This is a genomic window from Actinocrispum wychmicini (assembly GCF_004345645.1).
Taxonomy (GTDB): Bacteria; Actinomycetota; Actinomycetes; order Mycobacteriales; family Pseudonocardiaceae; genus Kibdelosporangium; species Kibdelosporangium wychmicini.
This window is the reverse complement of record NZ_SLWS01000012.1, coordinates 359,464-380,607: the sequence shown is the minus strand read 5'-3', so window position 1 is coordinate 380,607 and position 21,144 is coordinate 359,464. Positions and strand designations below refer to the sequence as shown.

Sequence of the window (21,144 nt, the reverse complement as noted above, 5' to 3'; positions counted from 1 at the left end):
ACGACATGGCGGCTCCGGTGCGCACCAACGTTGATCTTTCCGAACTGGACTCGCGGCCGGTGCTTCGGCTGGTCCCGCCGCTGGCGGCGGAACCCCAGGCCAGGCCCCGGCCGAAGCGCCGCGCGCCGCGGCGGTCGAATCAGCGCAGGCCGAGCGCGCGCCGCCTGCCGGACTGCCCGCCGCGGCGCCGCCGGCTGCGGCTGTCGGCGTCCTTTGTGATCGGCCTGACCGTGTTCCTCGGCGTGGTCCTCGTCGGGTTCGCGGCCGGTTCGATGGCGGGCGACCGGGTGCCCGACCGGGTGGCGGTCGTGTGGGTGCAGCCCGGCGAGACCCTCTGGGACGTCGCCACCAGGGTCGCGCCGGACTACGACACCGAGGCCGTGATGGCCCGCATCCGGGAGCTCAACGACGTGCCAGCCGACGGCGTGCTCGCCGGCCAGGCGCTGGAGGTCCCCGCTAGCCGCTGACGCTCGGGGCGCCGGTCTCGATGTGCCCGACGAACCGCCGCGACCAGGTGGAGTCGGTGGAGACCGCCACCGTGAAGTCGTACCAGCCGTTGAAGTAGGCCACGGCGTTGAAGTAATCGCTCGCAGTCTGGCCGGCCGCCACGGTGTACGTCCACGGGCCGTCGCCCCGGTAGTTGTTGGAGGTCACCGTGAAGGTCACCGGCGCACCGGAGCCGTTGACGAAGTCCAGCCACAGCGCGAGCTTGCCGGTGCTCGACGTGACGGCGATCCGCGAGCGAGTCTCGACGTTCTTGGCGGCGCCGGTGGCGTTGCCCTGGAACCGGCGCAGGAACCGGTTGGGGCCGACGACGGTCACGTCGTAGCGGCCGTCGCCGAAGCCGGGCCCGCAGTTGAAGAAGTCCGTTGTGGACGAATTGACCGTGTACTGCCAGGGGCCGCCCGTGCGGAAAGCGTTGACGTACGCGGAGAAGTGCGCGGCACGAGTGCCCGAATTGGACATCGTGACGTTGAGCTGGATGGAGCCGTCCGAGTTGTAGGTCCATGCGGAGATCGAAGTGTCCGTCTGGTACGGCAGCGGTCGAGCCGGCCGGGTACCGGGCTCCTGCGGCGGCAGGGCGTTGTTCTTCGGCGCCGGGTTGGGCAGGAGCGCGCATGTCGAGCCCGGGATCACGGCGCCGGGCGTGGGCAGCGACGGCAGGCCGTACACCGGGTTGGTGAAGTCGAACGCCGAGGTCAGGTCGCCGCAGACGGCCCGCCGCCAGGCGCTGATCACCTGGCAGCGGGCCGGCTTGCCGACCGCCGCCGACCAGGTCTCGATGAACCGGATCACCGACGTGTGGTCGAAGACCTCCGAGCAGACCCAGCCGCCGCGCGTCCACGGCGACATGATCAGCATCGGCACCCGGAATCCCAGTCCGACCGGGACGCCGTTGACGAACTCGTCCGCCGTGCCCGCGGCGGGCGAAGGCGGTGGCACGTGGTCGAAGAAGCCGTCGTTCTCGTCGTAGTTCAGGAACAGGACCGTGCTGTTGAACGTGTCCTGGTCGGCGGCGAGCGCCTGCAGCAGGCCGCTGACGAACCGTTCGCCGTTCACCGGCGGCCCGATCGGGTGCTCGGAGGTGATCTGGTCGGTCACCACCCAGGACACCTGTGGCAACGTCCCGGCCACCACGTCGGCCCTGACCGCGGCGAGGATGTCGTCCGGGGTCCGGCCGGTCTTCGCCGGGACACTGGCCATGCCGCGGTCGTACAGCGGCGAGCCCGGCTTGGCGGTGGTGAAGTTCTTGAAGTACGCCAACCCGTTGTCGCCGAAGTTGTCCTTCGCGTTCTGGTACACGCGCCAGGTGATGCCCGCGTTCTGCAGCACCTCCGCGTAGGTCTGCCAGGTCAGTCCGGACTCGTCGCCGCCGTCGTTCGCGGGCGAGCCGTACCTGCCGGCGGCGTCGATCATCCCGCTGAACAGGAACGTCCGGTTCGGACCGGTCGCGGTCAGGCCGGCGCAGTGGTAGGCGTCGCAGATCGTGTAGCTGTCGGCCAGCGCGTAGTGCAGCGGCAGGTCCTGGCGGTCCAGGTAACCCAGGCAGCCGATCTTGTTCTTGGCCGACATCCAGCTGTCCATTTTGCCCTTGTTCCAGGCCGCGTGCTGGTCGGACCACGAGTGCGCGATGTCGCCCTGGCACTGCGCGAGCGTCTCGGCGTTGCTCGCCATGCCACGCAGCGGGAAAGGGTACTGGCGCCCGCCGCCGTTCGGCTGGTTGAACACAGGGAGGCCGCCGTTGAGCACGATCGTGCTGCGGTCGGCGAACCCGCGCACGCCCTTGAGCGTGCCGAAGTAGTGGTCGAAACTGCGGTTCTCCTGCATCAGCACCACGATGTGCCTGACGTCGGTGATCGTCCCGCTGGCCTCGGCCGCCGCGGCACCCATCGTGGTCAGCGCCACCGCGCCGGTGCTCGCCAGAAACGTCCGTCGACTCAAGTCCGCCATCAACGCCTCCATATCGTGACCGACCCCAGCCGATCCAGTTGATCGAAGGCGTTACCTGGTGTCCAGAAACGAACGGCGGAACATCGGTGAACAAGGACGGTCAGGCAGACGGTTCCGGCGACCGTGTCATGGCGAGCAGGGTCAGCGCGTCGTGGTCGGGCGTGCCGGGCGTGGCCTGGTAGACGCACAGGCGCTGGCCGTCGTCACTGAGCCGGAGCACCTCGTGGGTGAGAGTCATGGTCCCGACCATCGGATGACCGAACCGCTTGACGTGGCTACGCCTGGGTTCCACGTCGTAGCGGCGCCACAGCCGGACGAATTCGGGGCTCTCGGCGGTGAGTTCGGCGACCAGGTCGGCCAGGCCGGGCGCCTCCGGGTCGTCGCCGAGAACCGCGCGCAGGTTGGCGACGCCCGTACTCGCCGCCTGTTCCCAGTCCAGGAACAGGTCGCGTGCCGCGGGATGCCGGAACACGTACCTGATGGTGTTCCGGCGTTCTGCCGGCCAGTCGCCCAGGCCGGCGAACAACGTGAAGGTTTCCGGGTTCGCGGCCAGCACGTCGCTGACGCGGTTGAGGACGTACGCCGGGAACGGCCGGATCGAGTCCAGGAGCAGGCGGACCGCGGGGCGCACGGACCGGTTCGGACTTCGCCGGGCCGGGCGGGTGCGCCGGGCAGCCTGGTTGGCCACCTTGTACAGATGGTCGTGGCTGTCCTCGTCGAGCCGCAGCGCGGCGGCGAGCGCGTCGAGCACCTCGCTGCTGGGGTTGGTCTCCTTGCCCTGTTCGATCCGGGTGTAGTAGTCGATGCTCACCCCGGACAGCGCGGCCAGCTCCTCCCGCCGCAGGCCTGGCGTGCGGCGCAGTCCGGGCCCGGCCGGCAGGCCGACGTCGCCCGGCCGCACCCGGGCACGCCGGGCCCGGAGGAACGCACCCAGTTCTTCGCCCGTGCTCATCAGTTCAGTGTGGTGGCTCGACGGGCCTAGTGGGTGGCCCTGTCACGGCTAGGAACGGCACGGTCTCGGACACCCGCGTGTCCGGCCTGAGGATCGCCGTATGAACCAGGAAGCGGACGAAATCATCGCCGGGCATGACCTGACGGGCAAGGAGACCATTGTGACCGGTGGCTACGGCGCCGTCGGGTACGAGACGGCGAAAGCGTTCGCGGGCGCGGGTGCGCGCGTGGTGCTCGCCGGCCGCGACCAGGGCAAGGGCGAGGCCGCGGCGGCGCAGCTGCGTGCCGCCACCGGCAACGACAAGGTCGTGTTCCGGCACCTGGACCTGGCGTCGCTGGAGTCGGTGACCACGTGGGCCCGCAAGCACGCCGCGACCGGCAGGCCGCTGCACGTGCTCGTGACCAACGCCGCTGTGATGGCCGGCCCGCTGACGCGGACCGCCGACGGGTTCGAGTCGCAGTTCGGCGTGAACCACCTGGCCCACTTCGCTTTCACGCTCGGCCTGCTGCCGTGCCTGCGGGCCGCGGGCAACGCGCGCGTGGTGTGCCTGACGTCCTCGGCACATCGGCGCGGCGACATCGACTACGACGACCCCAACTACGAGCGGCGGCCGTACGACCCCTGGCAGGCTTATGGCCAGTCGAAGACCGCGAACGCCTTGTTCTCAGTGGGGTTCACGGCGCGCCACGCCGGCGACGGTGTCACTGCGAACGCGGTGATGCCAGGGGCGATCAGCAGCGGCCTGCAACGTCATCTCAGTGCCGACGACATGCGCGCGCGTGGCTGGGACGACCGAAGCGGCTGGAAGACACCGAGCCAGGGAGCCGCCACCTCGGTCTGGGCCGCGGTGACGCCCGAACTGGCCGGTGTGGGCGGCAGGTATCTGGAGGACTGCGCGATCGCCACGCCGTGGACCCAGGACGGCTCGCCGCCGCGCGGCCACTACCTTCCGTACGCCCTTGACCCCGACAACGCCGAGCGTCTGTGGCGGCTGTCGGAGGAGCTCGTCGGCTGAGATTACGGCTCGGTGAACTCCGCTCTCCGTGTGCGCGCTGTTCGGGAATCGCCCGTCCTGGCGTTCCCTCGAATGGCTGATTGCGTACGGTGACCTGGTCGGTGCGAACACCGCGTGTGGCCCTCGACACGTCCGGTCTACGACCCGGGGGAGACACGCCGTGTCGACTTGCATCGCGTGGGCCTCGGGCATACTGTCACCCCTACATCTAGTAGTTACACCGCTGTGTTTAGTCCACAGGTTGGGGCTGGGTTGTCCACGCTCCATCCACAAGTTGATCACCAGTGCGGCTGTTGCGGTGACTGCCGGCTGTCGCGTGGTGACCGTCCGTGAGTTTGGAGGCTGTTCATGAGGTGCCCCTTCTGCCGGCACTCCGACTCCCGGGTGGTCGACTCGCGTGAGGTGGACGAGGGGCAGGTCATCCGCCGCAGGCGGTCGTGCTCGAACTGTGGACGCCGGTTCACCACCGTCGAGGAAGCGGTGTTGGCCGTCGTCAAGCGGTCCGGGGTGACCGAGCCCTTCAGCCGGGACAAGGTGGTCCGCGGGGTGGCGCGGGCGTGCCAGGGGCGTCCGGTCGACGAGGACGCGCTGCAGCAGCTGGCCCACCGGGTGGAGGAGTCGATCCGCTCGACCGGGTGCGCCGAGATCCCGAGCCACGAGGTGGGGCTCGCCATTCTCGGCCCGCTGCGGGAGTTGGACGAGGTGGCCTACCTGCGGTTCGCCAGCGTGTACCGGTCGTTCACCTCGGTGGAGGACTTCGAGAAGGAGATCGCGGACCTGCGCGCGGCGATCAGGGACAAGGAGAGTTCGTGAGCCGCCGCACGCGCCAACGCACCACAAAGCTCGGACCGGATCGGACGGTTTCCCCGGACGTGGCCGTGCCAGGACTAGCGAGTGAAGAGGGAGAGGGACTGGTCATGACGGAGACACCGGTGGCGCCGGGGAAACAGCGGGCGAAGGGCCTGCGGCTCGAGCGCGTGTACACAAAGGACGGTGTGCACCCGTACGACGAGGTCACCTGGGAAAAGCGCGACGTGGTGATGACCAACTGGCGCGACGGCTCGGTGAACTTCGAACAGCGCGGCGTGGAGTTCCCCGACTTCTGGTCGGTCAACGCGGTCAACATCGTGACCAGCAAGTACTTCCGCGGCGCGGTCGGCTCCGAGGTCCGGGAGTCGAGCCTCAGGCAGCTGATCGACCGCGTGGTGAAGACGTACGTCGCGGCCGGCGTGAAGTTCGGCTACTTCGCGTCCGGCAAGGACGCCGAGGTCTTCGAGCACGAGCTCACGTACATGCTGATGCACCAGGTGTTCAGCTTCAACTCGCCGGTGTGGTTCAACGTGGGAACCGCGTCACCGCAACAGGTCTCCGCGTGTTTCATCCTCGCCGTGGACGACACCATGGAGTCGATCCTCAACTGGTACAAGGAAGAGGGCCTGATCTTCAAGGGCGGGTCCGGCGCCGGCCTGAACCTGTCGCGGATCCGGTCGTCGAAGGAGCTGCTGTCCTCCGGCGGCACCGCGTCCGGCCCGGTGTCGTTCATGCGCGGCGCGGACGCGTCGGCGGGGACGATCAAGTCCGGTGGCGCCACCCGGCGCGCGGCCAAGATGGTCGTGCTCGACGTCGACCACCCGGACGTCGAGGAGTTCATCGAGACCAAGGCCCGCGAGGAGGAGAAGATCCGCGTCCTGCGCGACGGCGGCTTCGACATGGACCTCGGGGGCAAGGACATCACCTCGGTCCAGTACCAGAACGCGAACAACTCGATCCGGGTCTCCGACGACTTCATGCACGCGGTGGAGAACAACAGCCCGTTCGCCCTGCGCGCGCGGACGTCCGGCGAGGTGATCGACCAGGTCAACGCCAAGGACCTGTTCCGTAAGCTGGCCAAGGCCGCGTGGGAGTGCGCGGACCCGGGCATCCAGTACGACGGCACGATCAACGACTGGCACACCTGCCCGGAGTCGGGCCGGATCAACGCGTCCAACCCGTGCAGCGAGTACATGCACCTGGACAACTCCAGCTGCAACCTGGCGTCGCTGAACCTGATGAAGTTCCTGCGCGCGGACGGCACGTTCGACGCGGGGAAGTTCGTCAAGGCCGTCGAGTTCGTCATCACCGCGATGGACATCTCGATCTCGTTCGCCGACTTCCCGACCGAGCCGATCGCCGACACCACCCGCAAGTTCCGCCAGTTGGGCATCGGCTACGCCAACCTGGGCGCGCTGCTGATGGCGACCGGGCACGCGTACGACTCCGAAGGCGGCCGTTCGCTGGCTGCGGCGATCACGTCGCTGATGAACGGCGTCGCGTACCGGCGTTCCGCGGAACTGGCCGGTGTGGTCGGCCCGTACGAGGGTTACGCGCGGAACGCGGAGGCGCACACGCGGGTGATCCGCAAGCACTCCGCCGCCAACGACCTGATCCGGACGCTGGCCAAGGACGACGCCGCGATCCAGCGGGTGGCGTCCGAGGAATGGCGCAGCGGCCTGGACATCGGCGCCCGCAACGGCTGGCGCAACGCGCAGGCCTCGGTGTTGGCGCCGACCGGCACGATCGGCCTGATGATGGACTGCGACACCACCGGGGTCGAGCCGGACCTGGCGCTGGTGAAGTTCAAGAAGCTGGTCGGCGGCGGCTCGATGCAGATCGTCAACCAGACCGTGCCGCGCGCCCTGAAGTCCCTGGGGTATCAGGACGAGCAGATCGAGGCGATCGTCGAGTACATCTCCGAGCACGGCCACGTGGTGGACGCGCCCGGCCTGCGCCACGAGCACTACGGGGTGTTCGACTGCGCGATGGGCGAGCGGTCCATCGCCCCGATGGGGCACGTCCGGATGATGGCCGCGATCCAGCCGTTCATCTCCGGCGCGATCTCCAAGACGGTCAACATGCCCGAGTCGGCGACCGTCGAAGAGGTAGAGGAGATCTACTTCCAGGGCTGGAAGCTGGGCCTGAAGGCACTGGCGATCTACCGCGACAACTGCAAGGTCGGCCAGCCGCTGTCGGCCGGCAAGTCCGCGCGTAAGTCCGGTGAGCCGGAGAAGGAGACGGTGGTCGAGTACCGCCCGATCCGCAAGCGCCTGCCCAAGAAGCGCCCGTCCCAGACGGTGTCGTTCACGGTCGGCGGGGCCGAGGGCTACCTGCACGCGGGCTCGTACCCGGACGACGGCCTCGGCGAGATCTTCGTCAAGCTGGGCAAGCAGGGCTCCACCCTGTCCGGGGTGATGGACGCGTTCTCCATGTCCATCTCGGTCGGTCTGCAGTACGGGATCCCGCTGGAGTTCTACGTCTCGAAGTTCCAGAACCTCCGCTTCGAGCCGGCCGGCATGACCGACGACCCGGACGTCCGGATCGCCACCAGCGTCCTGGACTACCTGTTCCGCCGGCTGGCCCTGGACTACCTGCCCTTCGAGAAGCGGGCCCAACTCGGCATCTTCACCGCCGACGAACGCTCCGCCCAGGTCAACAACGACTACGGCGCCGGCGACGTGGACATCGAAGGCCTCCGCTCCACAGTGGACGCAACCGCCCAGACGGCCAGCCCCAAGGCGTTGCCGGACAAGTCCACCGCGCACAGCTCGACCGAACTGCTGGAACTGCACCTGGGCACGGTGGCCGACGCGCCACTGTGCATGACCTGCGGAACCAAGATGCGTCCGGCCGGCTCGTGCTACGTCTGCGAAGGCTGCGGCTCAACCTCCGGCTGCAGCTAGCACTGATCCCACGGGAGGGGAGCCGACCCGGTTCCCCTCCCGTGGTTCACGGTGTCAGCTCCAGCCGGTGCAGGTGGTGCCGGCGCACACCGCCACCTGGAAGTCCTTCACCAGGACATGTTTCGCGTTCGACACGTAGAAGCGGGTCTCGGCGGTGTTGCCTGAGGCCGTGGCGATGTGCTCGGACGACACCGTTTGCCAGTCCTCAATCGGATTTTCCCAGTACTGGTAGCGCAGGTACAGCTTGGCCGACTTGGAGTCGCGCGCGGTGTCGCGGACGGTTCCGATCAGATCCGCCTCGTACTGGCCGTTCCAGCAGACCCAGAATCCGGCCGACGCGCCGGTTACGGAGATCCCTTGCCACCGGCGGTGGGTCATGCCCGAGCTGCAGGTGTCGTCGGAACCGTTGATCGTCTTCACCAGTGGGCTGTCGGCGGCGGTCGCCGGAACAGCGGTCGCCATCATCAGGAAGGCGCTGAGGATGATGATGGCGGCTTTCATGCGGTCACCCATTGCCAACTCCCGCAGGTGTTCTCCAGGATCAGGCCGGAGCCGGATTCACCCGCGCACGTCTTGAACGCGATCCGGGTGCCCTCCGGGAAGTCGGTGTACTCGGTGGTGTAGCTGCCGAAACCGCTGGTGTTCCAGACGGTGCCGAAGTCACCGTTGTACTCGTTGTGCCAGAACGCGACCGTACTGTGTCCGTCCGCCCAGTCGTCCCGGACACGGAAGCTTTCGATCGCTCCGCCGGAGTTGAACTCCGTTCGCCCGCAACTGTGCCGCTGTCCGGAGCTGTTCTTCGTCTGGCCGCAGTACGCCGTGACCGGATCGGCGGCGTTCGCGCCCGGCGCGAAACCGGCGAGCAACCCGGCCGCCAGAGCCACCGCCACAGGGATTCTCATCACTGACAGCCCTTTCATGGCACGATGTAGCACGCGAAGATCGGGTCGTTGGACGTCGGCGCGTTGTAGTCCGACCGCAGGCACAGCTTGGACTTCGACTTGAAGTCACGGTTGACGTAGAACACCTTCAACTCGGTTTCCCCGTTTTCGCCATAGGTGTTCCGCACGTCGCACGCGCCGTAACCGGCTTGGGCGAACCGCTGACCGTTCTTCAGCGTGCCCGACAAGGTGAAGTGGACGAAGACGATGCCTGGCTCGTCCCTGAAACCGCCGCCGCAGTAGTTTGTCGGAAACTTCTTGTACCGGAACGTGGCTCGAGCCTTGGTCACCGACGCACCCGTGTTGTACGTCAGCAGGCACAGTTCGCCGTTGTCGTTGTCCCCGCACCGCAGCGCGTCGGCGTGTGCGGTGCCCGTGCCGACCAGCAAACCCGCCGCGCTCAGCACAGTCAGCGCCGCCGCTTTCAGTTTTCGCATTCCTGTCACCACTTCCACCAGTAGTAGATCGCGTTGTTCGCCACCCGGACCGGCGGTGCCCCCGCGGTCGTCCAGTTCCACTTGTTGTCGTAGTAGTTCCAGTACCACTGTCCATAGGAGCCGGTCGTGGTCTGGTGGACCGAGCCGTGCTCAATGCCCTGACCGGACTGGTAGGCGACCTTGTGCCCGGCTGACATGCCCAGCGCGGACTCGGTGCTGACGATGTCGTCATCGTCCGAGCCGATCAGTGTCCAGTCCGTGCCCTGCGCCGACTGCGGTGCGTCGTACAGGCTGTTGAGGAACGACGACCCCGGAATCATGTCCCTGCATTGCTGGAAACGCCCCAGGGTGTCGCACAGATCCGCCAAGTTGGTGCCGCGATGTGGCGTGTTGATCGTGGTGACGTCCTCGACGTACAGATAAGGCGGCCAGCCCTGGAGCTTTCGCGCCACGCCGGTCAGGGCCGCGCGGATCACCAGGCCACCCATCGAGTGGGCGATCACGTCGACCGAGATCCCGTTCTTCGAGTACGAGCTGTAGATGTTCCACGCCAGCAGCCGGCCGAGATCGTTGATGGGCGTGTTCCGGTCGCCGTTGTAGATCTTCGTGTTGCAGTTCGTGTCGGGGGCGTAGAAGCTCACCGTGTGGTACGACCCGGTCCAGCCGTAGGACCACATCGCCTCACCGGCCGCCTTCCAGTAGCCGAACCAGCAGTCGTGCGAACCTGACGTGCTGAATCCCGGGACGAAGTACACCGGCCGCGCGGAGCTGTTGTCCCGCACCGGCGGCGCGGCACCGGCCGAGCCCGCCGCGGGCACGATGACCGACAGGGCCAGCGCCAGCGCCACACCTAGTCGAATGGCCTTCCGTCTCATCTCGCTTTCCCTCCTCCAGGCCCGATGGCCCGGGTTGCGCCCGAGGCTGCCGGGCCTGGCCTGGGCAACCTTTGCGAGGACACTTGAATGGGCTGGTCAAGGCCGCTATATATGTCCTTGACCCTTGGGGGGCGCGAGTGACGGTCGAGTTCCGCCTGCTGGGCGACTTCGAAGTCATGCTGCACGGGAAGCCGGTGGACGTCGGCCATCGCCGGCAGCAGGGCGTACTGGTGGCGATGGTGGTCGACGCCAACCGGGTGGTGTCGGTGGACCAGCTGCTGTACCGGGTGTGGGGTGACGAGCTGCCGCATCGTGGCCGGGAGACGCTGTACAGCTACGTGTCGCGGCTACGCAAGGCCTTGGCGCCGGCCACCGGCGTCTCGATCGTCTGGCAGGCGGGCGGTTACGTGCTGGCCGTCGACGAGATGGCGGTCGACCTGTTCCGGTTTCGCCGTGGTGTCGCGAAAGCCAGAACCGGCCAGGACCGCGCCAGGGTGGCTCTGCTGGACGAAGCCCTGGCCCTCTGGCGGGACGAGCCGTTGCGTGGGTGGGACACGGCCTGGACGGACTCGTTGCGCCGGACGGTGCAGCGGGAACGGCTGGTCGCCGAGGCTGACCGCACTGATGTCGCGCTCAGGCTGGAGATGCACAACGAGGAACTCGTCGAACTGCCCGCGAGGGCGGCCCAGCGTCCGTTGGACGAACGAGTCGCCGGCCAGTACATGCTTGCCCTGTTCCGGGCCGGACGCCAGGCCGAGGCGCTCCGGCACTACCGCCTGCTGCGCGCGCGGCTCGCCGAAGATGTCGGGACGGAGCCCAGCGAGGAGGTGCGGGCCCTGCATCAGGCGATCCTCGCCAACGACCCGATGCTCACGGGTACCGTCTCGCACTTCGGCCGGGACCAGGTGCCACGCCAGTTGCCCGCGTCGCCGTGGTCGTTCACCGGCCGGGCGAGGGAACTCGCCCAACTGGACCAGGTGCCGGCTGGTCAGGTCGCGACGATCAGCGGCGCCGGCGGGGTCGGCAAGACCTGGCTCGCGCTGCGCTGGGCACACCAGGCGATCGACCGGTTCCCGGACGGCCAGCTGTACGTCGACCTGCACGGCTTCGACCCGGCCGCCGCCCCGGTCGCGGCCTCCGTGGTCGTCCGGGGATTCCTGGAGGCCCTGGGGGTCGGTCCGGCGGCCATGCCCGCCGACCCGGATGCCCAGTTCGGGTTCTACCGCAGCCTCGTGTCCCGGCGCCGGATGCTGATAGTGCTGGACAACGCCAGGGACAGCAGCCAGGTTCTGCCGTTCGTGCCGGGCGCGGGCAGCAGCCGGGTGTTGGCCACCAGTCGGCGTCAGCTGACCACAGTGGCCGCGAACCACAGCACCCACGCGGTCGCCCTGGACATGCTGACCCGGGCCGAAGCCGAGGACATGCTGGTCCGACGGCTCGGGCCGGACCGGTTGGCCGGCGCCCCCGGTGCGGTGGCCGAACTGCTCGACCACTGCGCCGGTCTGCCGCTGGCCCTCGGCGTCGTCGCCACCCGGGCCGGCGCCCGTCCTGACCTGCCGTTGGCCTCGTTCGCCGAAGACCTCAGCGACACCGCGACCCGGCTGGACGCCTTCGACAACGGTGAGTTGAACGGAACCCTTCGCGCTGTGCTGTCGTGTTCGTACGACGCGTTGCCCGCTGTGGAGGCGGAAACGCTCGGGCTGATCGGGGTGGCGCCCGGTCCGGACATCTCGCTGTGCGCGGCGGCCCACCTGATCGACCTGCCGGAATCCCGAACTCGGATCGTGCTGCGGCGGCTGTCCGAAGCGAGCCTCGTCCACCAACACAAGCCCAACCGGTACCGCCTGCACGACCTGGTGCGCTTGTGCGTGGCGGAACGCGTCAAGAACAGCGTCCCGGGGTTACGCAGGTTGGTCGCGTACTACGCGGACGCGGCCGAGCTACAACTGGACCCGCCGCTCGCCGCCGCTCTTGACTGGTTCGACACCGAGCACAGCTGCTTGCTGGCCGCGCGGGAACTGGCGGTGTGTCAGGGCTGGCACGAGTACGTGTGGCGGTTGGCGTGCAGCCTGGCCACCTTTCACCGGCGGCGCGGACACCGGGAGGTGGACGTTGACAGTCCACACAGGATCTGATCGACGCGGCGGGGTCACAGCCAGCGCGCCACTCCGCCGTGTCCGGAGCACGTGCCTGAGTGGTGTTGGCTGAAGCTGTAAGTGCCGTCTTTGCACTGTGCGGTCGCGCCGGCGGGGGCGCCAGGGGCGGCCACCGGGCGGTTGACGCACACGCCGTCCACATTGCGGTACTGGTCGGCGGTGCACTCGGTCTGGTGAGGTGTCGACGGCGCCGGTTTGGCGACGTGCGTGGTCGCGGGCGGCGGTGGCGGCTGAGTTGGCGGAGCCGGCGGTGCGGCGACGACCGTGCTCGAACTCGGTGTGACGACAGGGAGAGATGTCGATGGCGGGGCCTCTGACGACGAGGACGCCGGGATGGACGACGACATTGTCGTTGTCAGGTTTGATGTTTCGACCGGCTGTTGCGCGCCGCAACCGGTCAGCAGGCCTACTCCCAGCCATAACGCGGCTGTCGCACCGAGGACGGATGTGCGTCTCCACATGAGATGTGCCCTCTTTCCCTTGACTCCCTGGATGCCTCCTCGTCGACCGAACCCATAAGGGTGTTACACGGCGGATCCACTGTCGACCAATCGGGTGAACGCGGCCGGTACCCACCTCGTTGAGGCGGCCGAAAATCACTTGCTGTGCGCGGTGGGCTGCGGGACCGTGTGTCCATGACGTTCTGACTGAAAGCACCCGTCCGCCCGTACCGTTCAGGGAAGAGAGCGTCTGTGTCGCACCAGAACTCCCGGCCGGAGGCAGTGCCGCAGTCCACTGTGGCCACTGTCGCCGTGTTCGCCGCACCGACCAGTTGGATCGAGTCCGACGCCGTCGACCAATGCCACCAGGTGGCCGCCCTTGACGGCATGGTTCATGTCGCCGCCATGCCGGACCTGCATCCCGGCAAGGGCGCCCCGATCGGCGCCGCCATGGCGTCGACCGTGTTGTACCCGTTCCTTGTGGGCTCCGACATCGGTTGCGGCATCGCGGTGTTCCCCATCCGGCTCAAGCGCGCCGTGGCGGCCCGGATCGCCGCCCGATTGCCTGACCTCGACCGCGCGCCGGACTCCGACGACCCCGCCTGGGCGGTCGTGGACGGCGACATTCCCGCCGGCCACGTCGAGGGTCTCGGAACGGTCGGCCGGGGTAACCACTTCGTCGAACTGGCCCGCGTCGACACCGTCTTCGAGCCGGACCACGCGGACCGTCTCGGGCTTGTCGCCGGGGACCTCGTCCTCATCGTGCACAGCGGTTCCCGAGGGCTGGGCGAGCGGATCCTACGGGCGCACACCGAGGTCCACGGCGCGGGCCCGGCCGCTGACCCCGCCGCCTACCTGGCAGCGCATGACGAAGCCGTCCGTTGGGGATCGCTCAACCGGCGACTGATGGCCGCCCGGGTCGCCCACGCACTCGGCGCCGAGCCCACCGCGCCGATCGTCGACCAGTGCCACAACCTGGTCGAGATCCGCGACGGGGTCTACCTGCACCGCAAGGGCGCGGCGCCGGGCGACGGCAACGACGTGCTCATCGCCGGCACACGCGGCACCCCTTCGTACCTCGTGGCCGCGCACGCCGGACCGGACGCCAACCACTCCGTGGCGCACGGCGCGGGCCGCAAGATGTCGCGTGCCGACGCCCTACGCCGTGGCAAGGTCAAGCACACCGTCGAACAGTTGCGCCGGACGCCGGTGGGCTCGCTGGTGGTGTGCGGCGACCGCCAGTTGCTGTTCGAGGAGGCGCCATCGGCCTACAAACGCATCGAGCAGGTGATCGCGGACCTCGTCGACCACCAGCTGGCCACGCCGGTGGCCACCACGATCCCACTGGTCACCTACAAGACACCCGACCACAAACGAGGCCGGCCATGAGCCTGGTGGTCAGCGGTCGGCGAGGAGCTTCTCGGTGCCGACCAGGCGGACGCAGGTGGCGAGTCCGGTGATGGCCGCCTCCACTTCCGCCAGTTCGGGGTAGGTCGGCGCGATCCGGATCACGCTGTCGGTCGGGTCGTCGCCGTACGGGTGGGTCGCGCCGGCCGGGGTGAGGGCGATGCCCGCCTCCTTGGCCTTGGCGACCACCGCGCGGGCGCAGCCCTCAGGGACCTGCAGGCTGATGAAGTAGCCGCCGGCCGGGTTGGTCCACGAGGCCAGGCCGGTGCCGCCCAGCTCGGTGCTGAGGATCTTGTGGACCGCCTCGAACTTCGGCCGGATCAGGGCCGCGTGCCGGCGCATGTGCTCCCGCAGGCCGTCCTGGTCACGCAGGAACCGGACGTGCCGGAGCTGGTTGATCTTGTCGGGGCCGATGCTGCGTTTCGCGGTGTGGCCCAGCCACCACTCGACGTTCGCGGGGGAGGAGCCGAAGAAGCCGACCCCACCGCCGGCGAAGGTGATCTTCGAGGTGGAGCCGAAGACGAACGGCCGGTCCGGGTTGCCGTGCTCGGCGCACAACGCGAGCAGGTCGGCGATCTCCGCGGGCTCGTCGGTCAGGTGGTGCACCGCGTACGCGTTGTCCCAGAAGATCCGGAAGTCCGGGGCCGCCGTGGTCATCGCCGCCAGCCGGCGCACGGTCTCGTCGGCGTAGACGGCCCCGTCCGGGTTGCTGTACTTGGGCACGCACCAGATGCCCTTCACCTTCGGGTCCTCCGCGGCGAGCCGCTCGACCACGGCCATGTCCGGGCCGTCCGGAGTCATCGGCACCGGGATCAACGTGATGCCGAACCGCTCGCACAGCGCGAAGTGCCTGTCATACCCCGGGACCGGGCACAGGAACGCGACCTCCGGCTCGTCCACCCAGCGGCGCTCAGCACCCGGCACCGCCCCGAGCAGAGCGAACACCAACGCGTCGTGCATCAACTCCAGGCTGGAGTTCCCGGCCGCCAGCAACTGCGCCACCGGCACCTGCAAAGCACCGCTGAAGATCGCCCGCAACTCCGCCAGACCCTGCAGCCCGCCATAGTTGCGCAGGTCCGTGCCGTCCGCGGACACCACAGGCGCCCGCAGGTCCAACAGTTCGTCCGCGAGATCCAGCTGGCGTTGCGACGGCTTGCCCCGGGTGAGATCCAGTTTCAGCCCACGCGCCACCAGGTCCGCGTGGTCCTGGCGGGCGCGGTCGCGCTGGACGGTCAACTCTTCGATGCTTGCGGCTGGATCGGTCACCGGAGTCCCTTCACGTCAATCGTGCCCCCAGCCTAGTGACCTGCGGACGGGGTCCCAGCCTGGGCGTCGATGTAGTCGTCGAGGGTCCCGGACTGCAGGCCGTCGCCGGTCGTGGTGTGCACCGACAGCAGTTGGCCATATGGCTGCGTGGGGATCAACGTGATGGTGGCGGTGCCGTCCGGGCCGACCGGGATGGTGACCGGTTGGTCGTCCGACCAGGTGTACGTGAAGGTCACCGAGCCGGGCAGCACGGACCCCAGCTTCACCTGGACCGGCTGGCCGATCGTCGGGTTCGCGGTCAGCACCGCCGCGGTCGGTGTGCCCAGGTCGACGTCCAGGTGGTAGAAGCCGGCGGCGGTGAGATTCCCGTTGCCCAGTCTGGCTCGTACCTCAATGGATTGGGACAGCTCAGGCTGGGTGGGAACGATGGTGACGTGCGCGGTGCCGTCCGGCCCGGCCGGGACCTCCGTGCCCGGACCGCGGTTGACGCTGTACACATACCCGGCCACCGGTGACGGCGAGCTGAAGACACAGTCCCGGGGTACCCCGAGATACCCACTGGCCGGTGTGCACGAAGTCGGTGGTTCGTTGTTGACGACCCAGAAGTCGTACCGGGTGCTCTCCGAACGGTTGTCCGCGGCGTCGGCGCTCCGCACCACCAGGTTGTCCGGCCCTGGGCTGCTCGGCGTGTACCGGATGGTCGCCGAACCTCCCCGGTGGTCGGCGGGGACGAACGTGCGGGCCTCGAACTCGCCGTAGTAGAAGCCGACGACGTCCCTGACACCGTTGGCGTTGAAGGTGAACTGGCCGGGCACGCCCGTTCCGCCGGTGCCGGGGAAGGCGGGTGTCGGATAGTCCGCGGAGGACACCGTGGGTGCCTTGTCGGGCGCGGTGAAGTCGGTGCTGAACGTGCAGACCGCGCTCCACGGCCCGGTGTCCAGGGTGTCCTTGGCGTGCACCTGCCAGGCGTAGTCGGTGCCGTCCGTGAGGTCCTGGTACCAGATCGAGGCGACCGTCCGGGAGCCACTGACACCCGATGCGACCAGGGTCGTGCGCTGATCCGGGTGCTGTTTCGGCCAATAGACGAATTCGGCGGTCAACGAAAACGCGTCGTCCGGGTCCGACACGACGGCCGACAGCCGGATGGTGCCTGCGGCGACAGCCTGGTGCTGCCCGCAGTCCGTGGAGTTCACCGTCAGCCCAGTCGGTTTGCCAGGAGGCCGGTTGGCCTGGACGACCAGCGTGGCCTTCGGATTGTACGTTCGGCTGAACCGTTGGTCGGACTGTTGGTCCTCGGGCAGCCGCAGCTCGAAGGTGACGCTGGACCGACCGTCCTGCAACGCCTTGCCCAACGCCTCAGTGGCGTCCCACGCCAGGCTCGGCGCCGGGCAGCGGGGGAAGGTGCCGTTCAGGCTGGGGAGTGGCGACTGCTCCGCCGGCTGGTGTGCCCATGTGGGTTTGCGCGACGTCTCGGTGAGCCACGCCTGCGTGCTGAACTGGGTCGTGCAGTCGTTCACCGTTGTCTCGTTCGTGATCAGGCTCGCGGAGACCAGACGGGCGCCGCGCAGTGACGACAGGTTGAAGTTCACGTAGGACCTGAACACGTGCACGGTCCCGCTCGCGAAGACCTGCGCGCCGACCGGCGCGTCTCCGTCCTGGTTCGCGAAACTCGTCCGTGGCGCGGCCGAGTCGACGTACGCCCACGAGTCGCTGGTGATCGACGAGTAGTCGGTGGCGTTCGCCGGCACGACCGATCCCGTCAACGCGACTCCGACAACCATGACAACACCGGCAGCTTTGCGCGGCAGCCTGGACAGGCCAGAACTCATTGTCCCCCCTTGGTTCGGGCATCTCCATGTAACCGTATGGCCGCCGTCGGGCAAGTCAGCCATCCAGACACATCCGCTGGTCCGAACGACACACCCGTACAGTTGAACTGTGGCCGAGGTGGGTGTGTTCGAGGAGCAACGGCCTCGGCTGTTCGGGGTGGCCTACCGGATGCTGGGGTCGGCGGTCGAGGCCGAGGATGTGGTGCAGGACGCGTTTCTCCGCTGGCACAAGGCGGATCGGGTGGAAGTGCCGGCGGCGTGGCTGACGAAGGTGGTCACCAACCTGTGTCTGAACCGGTTGGCGTCGGCCCGGGTGACGCGGGAACGGTATGTGGGTGCGTGGTTGCCGGAGCCGGTGTTGACCGCCGGGGGTGTGTTGGGGCCACTTGAGACGGTCGAGCAGCGGGACCTGGTGTCGTTGGGTTTTCTCGTGGTGCTGGAGCGGCTCAGTCCGCCCGAGCGGGCGGTTTTCGTGCTGCGGGAGGCGTTCGGGCATCCGCATCGGGAGATCGCCGAGATCCTTGACGTCGACGAGGCGCACTCCCGTCAGCTGCACAGCCGGGCACGCAAGCACATCGCCGAGACGCGCCGGCGGTTCGCGGCCGACCAGGGGCAGCACCGGCGGATCGTGGACCGGTTTCTGGCCGCGACCCTCGACGGGGACATGGCCGGCCTGGAGCGGTTGCTGGCCGACGACGTGGTGTCCTGGGCGGACGGTGGCGGGACGACCACCGCGGCTCGGCGGCCGATCGTGGGGAAGACCAAGGTTCTGCGGTACCTCCTGGGGTTCCATGCCCGGCCGGAAGCCACGTTGGTCGCAGCCGAGGTCGCCGAGGTCAATGGGCAACCAGCCGCGTTGGTGCGGTTCGGCGACGGGTTGGCGGCGGTCTTCGCGCCCGAGATCCAGGACGGTCTCGTTGTCGCGCTACGGCTCGTGGTCAGCCCGGCCAAGCTCGCGTACGCCGACACCCAGGCGAAGTGACCGGCGTCACGTCACGGGCCGAGGCGCTGGCCGGTTCATATCGGCATGACCCACCGCATCGTGATCCTTGGTGCCGGGTACGCGGGCCGGACCGCCGCGAAACGCGCCACCCGGCTGCTGCGCCGTACCGACGTCGAGGTGACTCTGGTCAACCGGACCGACCGGTTCGTCGAACGGGTCCGGCTGCACCAGCTCGCCGCCGGCCAGGACCTGCCGGCCCGCCCGCTGCCGCCGGACGGGCTCGTCGTGGCCACGGTCACCGCCATCGACCTCGCCGCCAAGACCGTTCACCTCGGCCAGACCACACTGGACTACGACACTCTCGTGTACGCGTTGGGCAGCGGCCCTGACCTGGACTCCGTCCCGGGTGTCCGCGCGCACGCGTACGCCGTCGCCGACCTCGATCACGCGCTCAGGCTGCGTGACCGCGTGCCCAGCCTGGACACGGCGATCGTGGTCGGCGGCGGATTGACCGGCATCGAGACCGCGGCCGAACTCGCCGAAACCAACGTGCGCGTCACCTTGGCGTCCCACGGCCCGGTCGGCGGCTGGCTGAGCAAACGCGCGCAACGGCATCTGCACAGCTCGTTCGAGCGCATGGGAATCGACGTGTGCGAAGGCCGTGTCGTCAAAGTGGGCGCACACGACCTGTTGTTGGCGGACGGTAGGAACCTGCAGTGCGACGCCGTCGTCTGGGCGGCGGGATTCCGGGTGCCGCCGCTGGCCGCCGAAGCCGGACTCGCTGTCGACCGGCATGACCGGATCCAGGTGGACGACCGGCTCCGCTCGCTGTCCCACCCGGACGTGTACGCCATCGGGGACGCGGCGGTCGCCGGGGCGCGCATGGCATGCCAGACCGGGATGCCGATGGGGGCGTTCGTCGCGTCGGACATGGCCCGCGCGTTGGCCGGCCGCGAGTCGAAACCCGTTCGCTTCCGGTACGTCTGGCAGAACATCAGCCTCGGCCGCAGGGACGGCGTCACCCAGTTCACCCGGTTCGACGACACCCCGCGCCGGGCGGTGCTCACCGGCCGGGCCTCCGCCCGGTTCAAGGAGTTCGTCACCCGCGGCGCCGCATGGGCGGCCAACTAATCCGGTTGCGGCCCCGGCCGGTCGACCGGATCATCGGTCTGTGCTGGTGGAGACGGAACGGCTGGTGCTGCGCCCGGTCACCGAGTCCGATGTGGACTTCTTGGTCGAGCTGGACAGTGATCCGCGGGTGATGCGGTTCCTCACCGGAGGCGACCCGACCCCACGCGCCGAGGTCGTCCAGAAGATGCTGCGTCCCGGGCGCTGGGCCGCGATCGAACGAGCCACGGGGGAGTTCGTGGGCTGGTTCGCGCTGGTGTCCACCGGCGAAGGGGAAGCCGAGCTCGGGTACCGGCTGCGGGCCGCGAGCTGGGGCCGGGGATACGCCACCGAAGGCTCAAAAGCGTTGGTGGACAAGGGATTCGCTGACGGGTTACGCCGGGTGTGGGCGCAGACCATGGCGGTCAACACCGCGTCCCGTCGGGTGATGGAGAGGTCGGGCCTGGTCTACGTGCGAACGTTCCACCTGGACTGGGACGACCCGATCGACGGCACCGAGCACGGCGAGGTCGAGTACGCACTGACTGTCGATGCCTATTGGTCGGCGCGGGCGCGGTAACTGCGTACCTTGTTGCGGTTGCCGCAACGTTCCATCGAGCACCAGCGGCGGTTCCCCGATCGGGACGTGTCCAGGAACAGCAGGCGGCAGTCGTTCGCGGTGCATTCGTGCACGCGGGCCGCCAAGTCGGTGACCAGGTCCACGGCCTCCCTCGCCAGTGCGCCGCGGATCTGGGTGCCGGTGATCGGCGTGGACCAGCCGAGAACGCGGGTCTCCGGGACGACGCGGGGCCTCGGCGTGTCCGTGACCCACGCGTTCAAGTGTTCGAGATCCTCGGAATGTAGCGGTTCGTCGCGGGCGACCGCGGGGGCCACGCGATGCATCGTGTCCCGAAGATCCTTGACGGCGGCCAGCTCCCTGGTCGTGATCCTGAGATCGTCCTCGGTGAACGCGACAGCCAGCGCCAGTCGCGACTCGACGAGCCACGCCGCCAGATCCGCGGCGGAGTGCAGGATCTCGAAGTGGCCGTACGGGCCGGGGCCGCCGGTGAGCAGCAACTCCAGGCACAGGCTGCCGGGGTCGAACCGGTACGTCTCACCCGTGCGGCCGGTCAGCGTCCTTGTGCCCTTCGCCATGTAACCACTATAGTCGGTGTCGTTAACTGACTAAGGGGGTTACATGGTCGTCGGAGAGACCAAGGACGTCGGCTTCACCATCGGGGTGTCCAGGACGCTCCCGTACCCGGTGGACGTCGTGTGGGAGTTCCTGCTGAGTCCGGCCGGACTGTCGGTGTGGCTGGGCGACGGCGTCGAGCTGGCGCCGAAGCAGCCCTACCGGACCACCGGCGGAACTGTGGGTGAGGTGCGTAGCCTGCACGAACACGACCGCGTCCGGCTCACGTGGCGACCGAAGGACTGGGACCACGACACCACGGTCCAGGTGGCCATGCGGGGCGACGGCGCGAAGACGATGCTGCGGTTCCACCAGGAATGGCTCGCCGACGCCGACGAACGCAGCCGTCAGCGTGACCACTGGAAGGCCGTGATGGACAAGGTGATCGACGCCCTGGAGCGGTGAGCAGGACACGGC

20 protein-coding genes are annotated in these 21,144 nt (G+C 68.5%); 10 read left to right on the top strand and 10 right to left on the bottom strand.

All coding sequences use genetic code 11. The features are described from left to right. Positions 1 to 5 precede the first annotated feature (5 nt). Positions 6 to 467, top strand: coding sequence for a LysM peptidoglycan-binding domain-containing protein (locus tag EV192_RS43190; RefSeq protein WP_132124524.1), 462 nt, complete (start codon positions 6 to 8; stop codon positions 465 to 467). Here EV192_RS43190 and EV192_RS43185 read toward each other — a convergent pair. Together EV192_RS43185 and EV192_RS43180 are read right to left on the bottom strand one after the other, a co-directional pair. Continuing rightward, the gene (locus EV192_RS43185) at positions 457 to 2,451 is read right to left on the bottom strand and encodes a phosphocholine-specific phospholipase C (protein ID WP_132124523.1); all 1,995 of its coding nucleotides are present in this window, start codon (positions 2,449 to 2,451) and stop codon (positions 457 to 459) included. The two genes, EV192_RS43190 and EV192_RS43185, sit on opposite strands and share 11 nt — an antisense overlap. Positions 2,452 to 2,551: 100 nt before the next feature. Further along, positions 2,552 to 3,403, bottom strand: coding sequence for a helix-turn-helix domain-containing protein (locus EV192_RS43180; RefSeq protein ID WP_132124522.1), 852 nt, complete (start codon positions 3,401 to 3,403; stop codon positions 2,552 to 2,554). A gap of 100 nt (positions 3,404 to 3,503) precedes the next feature. On the opposite strand from EV192_RS43180, the gene EV192_RS43175 reads away from it, so the two are divergent. The 3 genes from EV192_RS43175 (at position 3,504) to EV192_RS43165 (ending at position 8,134) form a co-directional block, all read left to right on the top strand. Continuing rightward, entirely contained in the window at positions 3,504 to 4,418 is a 915-nt protein-coding gene (locus EV192_RS43175) for an SDR family NAD(P)-dependent oxidoreductase (RefSeq protein WP_132124521.1), read from the top strand. 348 nt (positions 4,419 to 4,766) lie between these two features. Further along, positions 4,767 to 5,231 (top strand): transcriptional regulator NrdR, encoded by a 465-nt coding sequence (gene nrdR, locus EV192_RS43170; protein WP_132124520.1) that lies wholly within the window; start codon positions 4,767 to 4,769, stop codon positions 5,229 to 5,231. A 104-nt stretch (positions 5,232 to 5,335) separates the two neighbouring features. Beyond that, positions 5,336 to 8,134 carry a vitamin B12-dependent ribonucleotide reductase gene (locus EV192_RS43165; RefSeq protein WP_132124519.1) on the top strand — a complete coding sequence of 933 codons (2,799 nt, stop codon included), beginning with the start codon at positions 5,336 to 5,338 and terminating at the stop codon, positions 8,132 to 8,134. A gap of 54 nt (positions 8,135 to 8,188) precedes the next feature. Here EV192_RS43165 and EV192_RS43160 read toward each other — a convergent pair whose 3' ends face one another. The 4 genes from EV192_RS43160 to EV192_RS43145 are packed head-to-tail and all read right to left on the bottom strand — an operon-like array spanning position 8,189 to position 10,387. Continuing rightward, entirely contained in the window at positions 8,189 to 8,635 is a 447-nt protein-coding gene (locus EV192_RS43160) for a hypothetical protein (RefSeq protein WP_132124518.1), read from the bottom strand. After that, positions 8,632 to 9,036: a hypothetical protein gene (locus EV192_RS43155; protein WP_132124517.1), complete on the bottom strand. Its 405-nt coding sequence runs from the start codon at positions 9,034 to 9,036 to the stop codon at positions 8,632 to 8,634. The genes EV192_RS43160 and EV192_RS43155 overlap by 4 nt, the downstream gene beginning before the upstream one ends. 14 nt (positions 9,037 to 9,050) lie before the next feature. Further along, on the bottom strand, positions 9,051 to 9,512 hold the full coding sequence (locus EV192_RS43150; protein ID WP_132124516.1) for a hypothetical protein: 462 nt from the start codon (positions 9,510 to 9,512) through the stop codon (positions 9,051 to 9,053). Between the two features lie 5 nt (positions 9,513 to 9,517). Then, positions 9,518 to 10,387 (bottom strand): esterase/lipase family protein, encoded by an 870-nt coding sequence (locus EV192_RS43145; RefSeq protein WP_132124515.1) that lies wholly within the window; start codon positions 10,385 to 10,387, stop codon positions 9,518 to 9,520. A gap of 137 nt (positions 10,388 to 10,524) precedes the next feature. Between EV192_RS43145 and EV192_RS43140 the strand changes: the two genes are divergently transcribed. Further along, entirely contained in the window at positions 10,525 to 12,522 is a 1,998-nt protein-coding gene (locus EV192_RS43140; RefSeq protein ID WP_132124514.1) for an AfsR/SARP family transcriptional regulator, read from the top strand. A gap of 14 nt (positions 12,523 to 12,536) precedes the next feature. Here the strand turns inward: EV192_RS43140 and EV192_RS43135 are convergent, their stop codons facing one another. After that, a complete protein-coding gene (locus EV192_RS43135) occupies positions 12,537 to 12,890 on the bottom strand; it encodes a DUF3761 domain-containing protein (RefSeq protein WP_243727431.1) in 354 nt (117 codons plus the stop codon). A gap of 345 nt (positions 12,891 to 13,235) precedes the next feature. Here EV192_RS43135 and EV192_RS43130 point away from each other — a divergent pair, with 345 nt between their 5' ends. After that, the gene (locus tag EV192_RS43130) at positions 13,236 to 14,372 is read left to right on the top strand and encodes an RNA ligase RtcB family protein (RefSeq protein WP_132124512.1); all 1,137 of its coding nucleotides are present in this window, start codon (positions 13,236 to 13,238) and stop codon (positions 14,370 to 14,372) included. A gap of 9 nt (positions 14,373 to 14,381) precedes the next feature. Here the strand turns inward: EV192_RS43130 and EV192_RS43125 are convergent, their stop codons facing one another. Beyond that, the gene (locus tag EV192_RS43125; RefSeq protein WP_132124511.1) at positions 14,382 to 15,656 is read right to left on the bottom strand and encodes an aspartate aminotransferase type Ic; all 1,275 of its coding nucleotides are present in this window, start codon (positions 15,654 to 15,656) and stop codon (positions 14,382 to 14,384) included. A 32-nt stretch (positions 15,657 to 15,688) separates the two neighbouring features. After that, entirely contained in the window at positions 15,689 to 17,437 is a 1,749-nt protein-coding gene (locus EV192_RS43120; protein WP_165960910.1) for a DNRLRE domain-containing protein, read from the bottom strand. A gap of 157 nt (positions 17,438 to 17,594) precedes the next feature. On the opposite strand from EV192_RS43120, the gene EV192_RS43115 reads away from it, so the two are divergent. Genes EV192_RS43115 through EV192_RS43105 form a run of 3 tightly spaced genes read left to right on the top strand, consistent with a single transcriptional unit; the run spans position 17,595 to position 20,115 of the window. Then, complete coding sequence (locus EV192_RS43115; RefSeq protein ID WP_279495552.1) at positions 17,595 to 18,467, top strand: RNA polymerase sigma-70 factor; 873 nt, start codon at positions 17,595 to 17,597, stop codon at positions 18,465 to 18,467. Positions 18,468 to 18,512: 45 nt separating this feature from the next. Then, positions 18,513 to 19,559, top strand: coding sequence for an NAD(P)/FAD-dependent oxidoreductase (locus tag EV192_RS43110; protein WP_132124509.1), 1,047 nt, complete (start codon positions 18,513 to 18,515; stop codon positions 19,557 to 19,559). 40 nt (positions 19,560 to 19,599) lie between these two features. Next, complete coding sequence (locus EV192_RS43105; RefSeq protein WP_207926657.1) at positions 19,600 to 20,115, top strand: GNAT family N-acetyltransferase; 516 nt, start codon at positions 19,600 to 19,602, stop codon at positions 20,113 to 20,115. On the opposite strand, the gene EV192_RS43100 is transcribed toward EV192_RS43105, so the two are convergent. Further along, entirely contained in the window at positions 20,091 to 20,690 is a 600-nt protein-coding gene (locus EV192_RS43100) for a CGNR zinc finger domain-containing protein (RefSeq protein WP_132124508.1), read from the bottom strand. The genes EV192_RS43105 and EV192_RS43100 overlap by 25 nt on opposite strands. 43 nt (positions 20,691 to 20,733) lie before the next feature. Between EV192_RS43100 and EV192_RS43095 the strand changes: the two genes are divergently transcribed. Beyond that, the gene (locus EV192_RS43095) at positions 20,734 to 21,132 is read left to right on the top strand and encodes an SRPBCC family protein (RefSeq protein ID WP_132124507.1); all 399 of its coding nucleotides are present in this window, start codon (positions 20,734 to 20,736) and stop codon (positions 21,130 to 21,132) included. The last annotated feature ends 12 nt before the right edge of the window (positions 21,133 to 21,144 follow it).